The organism is Plectonema cf. radiosum LEGE 06105 (assembly GCF_015207665.1).
Taxonomy (GTDB): Bacteria; Cyanobacteriota; Cyanobacteriia; order Cyanobacteriales; family Nostocaceae; genus Rivularia; species Rivularia radiosa_A.
In genome coordinates this window covers 1-9,062 of record NZ_JADEWL010000205.1, presented here as the reverse complement: position 1 = coordinate 9,062, position 9,062 = coordinate 1, and the positions used below count along the sequence as shown (strand labels likewise).

Here is a 9,062-nt window from a genome sequence, read left to right as displayed (position 1 = left end):
TTTTCTCTACCTGGGCTTCAAATAACTCATGGATACATAGAAGGGGATATTCAACTTCTGTATTATTCCATTCCCGTAGCAACTGATGCTGCTCAGATTCTGTTAATAATGATAATTCTGAAAGGTGCTGCTGTGGATTAGCAACTATTCCTTCGAGTAACGTTTGTAAATGCCCTAGCATCCGGTTAATAGTATCTATATCAAATCGACTATTATAAGAAATTTTGATATTTAATTCGCTCCCTGGTATCACAGTAACAGTTAGAGGATAATTAGTTTTTTGAAAATCAATTATATTCTGAATTTCTAAATTACTCTGCCAATCTTCTAAAACTCCATCTAGTGGGTAATTTTCAAATATGAGAATGCTCTCGAACAATGGTAAACCTCGCGGTACTTCACTCCATCCCTGAATCTTAACTAAAGGGCTGTATTCATATTGACGTATTTCAATTAGTTGAGCCTGTAGTTGGTGTAGCCAAGGTAATAAAAAGTCTTCACCTACCAACTTTACTCGCAAAGGGAGAGTGTTGATAAACATTCCTACAGTCGATTCAACTTTCGGTAATTCTACTGGACGACCAGAAACTGTTACCCCATATATTACATCTTCTTCCCCACTATAATGACTTAAAAATATAGCCCAAGCTCCCTGTACTAAAGTGTTCAGTGTTAATCTATACTGTCTTGCTAAAGATTGTAGTGCGTCTGTAGTTACTTTTGATAGTTTAATTCTTTGTTGATTATGCTTTTCCTCCTGACCAAGCAAGCTATGAACTTGTAGGCAACTTAAAGAAGTGGGTGCTTTGATTCCCTTAAGTATCTGTCGCCAGAAAACTTCTGCTTTTGATAAATCCTGCTGTTGGAGCCAACTAATATAGTCACCGTAAGAAGTGGTGGCTAATGGCACATTTTCTTCCTGGCAAAATGCTTCGTAAACTTTTGCAATTTCCTTAAGCACCAATGCTGTTGACCAACCATCCACAATGAGATGGTGTTTGCTCCATATAAAATAATAACTGTCGTCTGCGACACGAATCAAATTCAGGTGCATTAGGGGTGCTTGAGAAAGATTAAAGCCTTTCTTACGTTCGCCCTGTAAAAAATTATCTAATTGTTGTAACTGCTGAGATGGACTGATTGAACGCCAATCCTGTTGCTCTAAAAAAACCTGTATTTTTTTATATACTACTTGATGTGGTTTTTCTAGATTTTCCCAGTAAAAAGCTGTACGTAAAGCTGTATGTCTATCTACTACTTGCTGCCAAGACTGTTCAAAAGCAACAACATTAATATTACCGCGCAGAATACAGCATAACTGAACAAAGTAGACCGCTGATTGAGGACTATGCAAACAATGAAATAAAATACCCTGTTGCAGTGGCGAAAGTTGATAAATATTTTGGATATTTTCTGTCTTCATTTACCTATGTTTCACTCCCTAAATTAAATTAATTTTTACGAGCAATTCGTCTAATTCTTTTTGACTAAATTCTGCATTAGGAAAATTAGAAGTTGTGTATTTTATAGCACCAGTAAATTGAGAATTATTTATAAAAGAGCGCAACATTTTGATAAACTCGTTGGCTAAATGTTCAATGGTGCTTCTTTGATGTATTTGGTTGCTGTAAGTCCATTCCAATTGCAGTTTTTCTCCAAGTACAAACCCGTTTATATCTAACACATACCGCCGATTACTTTGTAAACTACGGCTGTTACCAGCAGATTGATTACTGAGCTTAAACAATGATGATTCAGATAGTATTTGGTCAGATTTACCCAGATAGTTAAATCGCACCTCGGCTTGAGGAAATGTTTGCAACTGAAAGCGATCTGAAGGGTTTTGATTCAAATAACGCAAAATTCCATAGCCAATACCTTTGTTTGGAATATTTTGAAGTTGCTCTTTGATAGCTTTTAATGCTTCTTCTGTTTGAGAAATGCCTTCTAAACTCAGTAGTACAGGAAAGATAGTTGTAAACCAACCTACTGTCCGGGTTAGGTTAATGTCGTTGCTAATTGTCTCTCTTTCGTGTCCTTCTAAATCTATAAGTAAAGAGTCTTCTCCTGTCCATGAAGTAAAACTTTGTACTAATGTAGTGAGCAGTACATCGTTAATTTGAGTATGATAAGCGGTTGGTACATCCTTCAATAAGGCTTCAGTTTCTTCAATACTTAGGGAAACCAATACACTATCAGCACATTCTAATGTATTGCTACCACCAGGATAATCATATGGTAAAAGAGATATCTTGTTAAGAGATTTTTTTAACCAATAATCCTTTTCTCGCTGAAGCTGAGATGACTGTGCATAATTTTGTAAAAATGCAGACCACTTTTTAAAAGAAGTTGTTTTCAATGGCAAATATACTGGTTGTTTCTGGCTTAGTTGTTGATAAACCTGCTCAAAGTCTGCTAGCAAAATTCGCCAAGAAATACCATCAACTGCCAAATGATGAATTACCAATAGCAGCCGTTTCCCCTGTTTTCCTAAGTCAAACAACGCTACCCGCATCAGCAAACCCTCTGCTAAATTTAGGCTTGCTTGTAGCTCACTGGCTGTTGTTTGCATTGTAGCCTTTTGTGCTGCTGGGAGTAATGCTGATAAATCCTGATATAAAATACTAACTTTTGTTACTTCTTCAAGCCCAGCGTTAATTTGTTGCCAACCTGTTTCTTGACGAATAAACCGCAGACGAAGAGCATCATGGTATTGCTGCAAGTACTGCACTGCTTGCTCTAACAAAGCCAAGTCAGTTCCTGATGGCACTTCCAGCAGTAAACTTTGATTCCAATGATGCAGTTCAGACAAATTTTGTTCAAAGAACCAATGCTGAATCGGAGTTAAGGGAACTAAACCTGTTACAGGTGCTTGTTCAACCTCAAACTTTGAAAGACTACCGACAACAGCAGCTAATCCAGCAACAGTTGGAGAGTCAAATAACTGTTTAGGTGTTAGTTGCAAACCAGCTTGATTGAGTCTGGCGATAATTTGAATACTTATAATCGAATCTCCACCCAATTCAAAGAAATTATCGTAAATTCCCACTTGCTCAATCTTTAGTACCCCAGACCAAATTTTGGCAATTGTTTTCTCTATATAATTACGTGGAGCAACAAATTTAGCTGCTAATTCTGGTTTAACATTTTCTGGTGCTGGTAAGGCTTGACGGTCAATCTTACCATTAGGTGTAAGAGGTAGCGCCTTCAATTGTATATAAATTGAAGGAATCATATAATCTGGCAGCTTTTGTTGAAGAAAGTCGCGGAGGTCGTTAGTTGAAAGTTCAGATTGGTGGATAGTTACAAAATAAGCTAACAAACGTTTGTTACCCGATTGTTCTTCTTGCGTTAAAACAATATTTTCTTGAATGTTAGGGTGTTGCCTTAACACCGACTCTATTTCCGAAAGTTCTATACGAAAGCCGCGAACCTTAACTTGGTGGTCTGCTCGTCCTACAAACTCGATATTACCGTCAGGTAGATAACGTCCTAAGTCTCCTGTTTTGTATAAACGCGACCCGAATTTATCACCAAAAGGGTTAGGTATAAATTTTTCTCCAGTCAGTTCTGGGTGGTTGACATAGCCCCGTGCAAGATTGTTTCCACTTATATAGATTTCGCCAGATACCCCAATCGGTACAGGTTGCAGATAATGGTCGAGAATATAAATCTGAGTATTAGCAAGGGGACGACCAATGGTAACTATATCAGATACTTCCCAGTTATTATCAGTATTGATGGAAAAAGTAGAAACGCCTACAGTGGTTTCTGATGGTCCGTAGTGGTTGATAATCTGGCAATTTTCCGTATATTGACGTACCATCTTAACTAAATTACTACTTAATGCTTCACCACCAACAACTAATCGTTTTCGAGGTAGAATTTTTTGTGGTTGGGAAGCACTCAAAAGTGCCATCAAGTGTGATGGAACAATTTTAAGACAGTCAATGGTATGGCGATCGCAATATTCTACCAAAGCTTCTGGATTAGTTGCTCTTTCTTGGGAAATGATATGTAGACACCCACCAATACACAGTGCTGGGAAAATGTTAGTATTGCCTAAATCTGCTGCAAAGGTAGAAACTGTTGCAAAACTTGAGTCAACACCAAGGTTTAATTTTTCTAAAATACTTTGCAGATAATTAAACAGTTGTCTATGTTCAACGGCTACTCCTTTGGGTTTACCAGCTGAACCAGAAGTATACACTACATAAAGCAAATTCTCAGGAGTTACTTCACAAGGCAAATTTGTCTCTAATTGCTCTGCTATACTATGCCAGTCAGTATCTAAACATACAGTTGGCACTTCCTGTTGGGAGAATATTCCGGCTAAATGCTGTTGAGTCAAAATGACTGAAGCGACCGCATCCTGTATCATGTAAGAAAGACGTTCTTCTGGTACCAAGGAGTCTAAAGCAAGATAAGCTCCACCAGCTTTAAGTATTCCCAAAAAACCAATACACATTTCCAAAGAACGTTCTACACAAAGTGCCACAACTGTTTCTGCTCCCACTCCTAATGTCTTAAGATGGTGAGCAAGTTGATTGGCACGAGCATTTAGTTGAGCATAAGTTAGTTGTTGATTTTCAAAAACAACTGCAAGATTATTAGGAGTTTTTGCTGCTTGCTGCTCAATTAATTCGTGGATGCATTGCTTTTGAGAATAATTGCTTTGAGTATTGTTGAAATCGACTAAAATCTTCTGACGTTGATTTGGACTGAGAATTTCTAGTTGGGATATTGCAGTTGCAGGATTATTAATTGCACTGGCTAATAAAGTCTCTAATTGAATTGCCAAGTTTTCGATATCTTCTTTTTCAAACAAACTGGCATCATAATGTAATTCAGCTAATAAAGAATTGTTTCGTTCGTGACAAGTTAATTTAACTTTAAACTTGTCTATGCAAGCATCTTGTTTGGAAATACAAAATGATACATCATCTGCAAAATAGTTTACTGTTTGTGAGTTAAAGTCAAATGCAAACGGGAAAAATGATGGCTCACCATTCGTATCGTTTATACTAACAAATTGTTCCCAGCTAAAAGAATCCTGCCACTGCTGAATTTCGTTTATATTTTCTTCTAGCTGCTTGATTATTTCAGAAAATTTGGAATTAGCACTCAGTTCAACACCAACTGGTATGTATTTAGCCAATAATCCAATGGCTGGTTTTAATTCATCATAATTCCTACCGTCGCAGCACACAGCAACAGTCATCTCTGATTGTCCTGTGAGACGGCAAAGCAATATCTGCCAACAAGCCATCAAAATTGTTGAAATACAAACACCTTCATGATTTGCTAATGCTTTAGTATTTGAAAAAATATTATGGTTTAAATTAAAATTAATAAATTTAGGTAGAAAGATTAGTTTAGTTTCTGAATATTTTTCACTTGGTAATTTGTTAATTAATAAATGGGAAATATTTTGATTTTGCCAAAACTTTTTTCCGACTTCTCCTTCTTCTTCTTCAAATAATTCATTTTGCCATGCTGCAATATCTGCATATTGTAAAGTCTCTCCAGAAAGTTCTTGCTCGTGCAAACAAGCAGCGTATAGCCTACTAATTTCGTTTACAAGGTTATGAATTGATACTGTATCTGCACAAATAGCTGGTATCGCAATTAATAATAAATGATTAGAAGAAGATAGAATAACCAAATGGAAATCTAGGACACAATCACTCTGCCACTCAAAAGTTTTTAGACGCTGCTGCTGATAAATATTTTCTATTTCTAGATTTTGTTTTTGAGATTCAAATTCGCTTAAATTATGAATATTAATAGATAAATTAGATATCTTACTTGGCTCATGGATAACTTGTAAGGGAATATTCATACCCTTTAAACTTTGAAGACTAGTACGAAAAATTTCATGTTTTTCAACAACCTTTTGTAATACTAATTCTAAAAGCCGATAATTAAGATTTCCCTCTATCAAAACCGAACATTGCACTCGATAAGGCTGGTTGGCAACTTCAAACTGTTGCAATAACCACAAATGCTTTTGCTGAGGTGAAAGCTGGAAACCATTAATTGTATTTATAGAGTTACTTGGCATAATTTACCTCATTTATTCTCCGAGTTAATTACAAAGCATACATATTAAGTAAAAAAAGGTTCAGCCATCCCTACTACTACTTTTCTTTTACCAACAAACGGCTGACGACCGTGACAAATCAACATATTATCTAACATTAAAATATCACCTTCTTTCCAAGGGAATAAAATGGCTTCTTGTTGATATATTTCTTGAATTTCTTCTATTACAGAACTTTTTATTTTTGAACCATCACCATACAATGCATTACGGGGTAAGTCTTCTTCTTGAACCATTGTAAGCAAAGATTCACGAACTTCTGACTTTAAACTGGATATATGGAATAAATGAGCCTGGTTAAACCATACCATTTCACCAGTTTTTGGATGAGCAGCAACAGCTTGACAAATTTGACGAGTTCTTAAGCTATTTTCATCTTTCCATTCACACTCAATCCCAGCATCACGACAATAACTTTCTACTTCCGATTTATCGGTAGTTTGAAATACATTTTCCCACTGTAAATCAAGTCCTTGTCCGTAATTCCGGACATACATGATTTTTTTCTCAATAAACTTTTCTTTAATTTTTGGATTGATGCGTTGAAATATTTTTCTACTATCAGCGATGGGTGTTTCGCCACCTTTTGCTGCTACTTCTACACAACAAAACCAAATTTTCATTGGCCAGCTTCTGGAGTAAGCCATTTCGTTGTGTAAAGGAATTGATTGCTCGGCTGGATATTCAGTTGATGTATATATCTTACCACTAACTTGACTGCGCGGAGTTGAACGATAAGAATATTCAATTAATTGTCCAGAAATAATTTGAATAAAATGCTCAAGTCCATTAATTTTATCGATGTTGAAGTTGCGAAAAAGTATACCTCCATAGTTTAATATCTGAGTCTCAATCCACTCTAAATTGCTAGTAGCCCAAGCAGACAAATCTATGCCATCAACTATAGGCTCAATTAACAAAGGTAGATGCTGTTCTGGGTTGAAAAAATCAGTCTTTATTAGTTTTTCTTGAGATATATTTATTGGATTTCGCCTATAATATTTTACGCTCATCCCCATTCTCCTCTGCTTCTTATATTTAAAACGTTAACTCAAAACTTGAAATAATGTTTATGACTTAATTTTTACACTATTAACTAATATCCGTAGCTTTTTTACGAGAAACTTTTCCTAATTTTTGACGGCGTACTTTTTGAAATTCTTGGTTTTCGAGTATTTGTTGTTGTTTTTGAAATTTATTAAGCATTTCAATCAACTTTTTAAGATGAATATCTGGTTGTTTCACAACTATTTCTAATAAAGTTTCAAATAGTTTTGCCATTTGAGCAATAGTAGTAGCCTTGAAAAGGTCTGTTTTATATTCAAAAAAACCTTTTATATCTTCTGATGTTTCTGATAAATTAAAATTTAAATCATGCCGCACCATACCGCTTTCAATGCCTCTAATATTCAGATTTAATCCTTCTAACTCAAGATGGGATGTAGGTACATTCTGAAGTACAAACCATACCTGAAATAGTGGAGAACGATTGTTATTCCGTTCTACCTGTAGTTCTGTGACAAGCTTTTCAAAAGGTAAATCTTGATGTGTATAAGCACCTAAAGCAACTTCCCGCACCTGTTGTAATAATTCTTTAAAGTTAAGATTTTTGGAGAAATTGGCACGCAATACTAAAGTATTGGCAAAAAAGCCAATTAGCCCTTCTATTTCACTGTAATTGCGATTAGCAATGGGTGAGCCAACGAGAATGTCTTCTTGTTTTGTGTAATGGTAAAGTAATGTATTGAAAGCTGCCAGCAAAGTCATAAACAAGGTAACTCCTTGCTGCTGGCTAAGTATTTTGAGTGAATGAGATAACTCTTTCGAGAGTGTAAAAGAATGCTTTGTTCCTACAGATGTTTGTAATTGCGATCGCGGTTTATCGGTAGGTAATTCTAATACAGTTTTAACACCTTCTAACTGCTGTTTCCAGTAAGCTAGTTGAGTATGAAGTTTCTCTTGTTTCAACGACTCTTGTTGCCACATGGCATAGTCTGCATACTGGATAGGTAGTTCTCCTAGTGGTGTAGGCTGACCTTTGGAAAAAGCTTTATAAAGTGATGACAGTTCCTGAATAAATATTCCTGCCGACCAGGCATCAGAGATAATATGATGCATTGTAATTAGCAGTATATGTTCTCTTGTTTCCAGGCGTACAAGGGTAAGGCGCAATAAAGGTGCTTGCGTCAAATTAAATGGTTGTTGAGCATCTGCTCGTTCTAAACGTTGCACTTCAGCTTGACGCTCAGTTTCCGGTAAATTTTGTAAATCTAGTATCGCTAAGGATATTTTTAGAACAGGAACAATTTTTTGAATTGGTTGCCCTTCAATAGCTTTAAAATATGTACGAAGGACTTCATGCCGTCGTACTATTTCATTAACGCTATCTTCTAATGCTTTCACCTTAAGTCTTCCTTGCATTAGTAAGGCATTAGTAAAATTGTAAGCAAATGAGTTTGGATCTAACTTATTAAGAAACCACAATCTCTGCTGACCAAAAGATAGGGGTAATTCTATTTCTCGTGAAACTCTTTGAATTTGTCGAGTTGGCTTAGCACTGACCTTTTTGTCCTCGATAATTTTGGCTAATTTTGCTAACGTTGAAAATTCAAAAAGTCGGCGCAATGGTAACTCAATATTAAAAGTTTTATTAATGCGGGATATAACTTGAGTAGCTAATAGTGAATGTCCGCCCAATTCAAAAAAGTTGTCATTTATTCCAATTTTGTCCAATCCAAGTACTTTCACCCAAATATTAGCAAGTTGTTTTTCAATGTTTGTCTGAGGTGCAACATAGGTTTCTTGAAGTTCTGGACGTAGTGTATCAGGTAAAGGTAGTGCTTTACGGTCAACCTTACCATTTGGTGTTAGTGGCAGTGCCTCCAAGGTGATAAAAGCTCCTGGTACCATGTAGTTCGGTAACTTTAACTCTAAAAAGCTCCGTAGTTCAGGAATTACC

General features: G+C 36.0%; 4 protein-coding genes. All 4 read right to left on the bottom strand.

Annotated features, from left to right (window positions below):
* A partial coding sequence (locus IQ247_RS29995) for a condensation domain-containing protein (protein ID WP_228060177.1) occupies window positions 1-1,423 on the bottom strand: 1,423 nt, incomplete at its 3' end.
* An 18-nt stretch (window positions 1,424-1,441) separates the two neighbouring features.
* On the bottom strand, window positions 1,442-6,064 hold the full coding sequence (locus IQ247_RS29990) for a non-ribosomal peptide synthetase (RefSeq protein WP_193925589.1): 4,623 nt from the start codon (window positions 6,062-6,064) through the stop codon (window positions 1,442-1,444).
* A gap of 44 nt (window positions 6,065-6,108) precedes the next feature.
* Window positions 6,109-7,116: a TauD/TfdA family dioxygenase gene (locus IQ247_RS29985; RefSeq protein ID WP_193925588.1), complete on the bottom strand. Its 1,008-nt coding sequence runs from the start codon at window positions 7,114-7,116 to the stop codon at window positions 6,109-6,111.
* Window positions 7,117-7,195: 79 nt separating this feature from the next.
* On the bottom strand, window positions 7,196-9,062 hold a 1,867-nt coding region (locus IQ247_RS29980; RefSeq protein WP_228060176.1), incomplete at its 5' end, for a condensation domain-containing protein.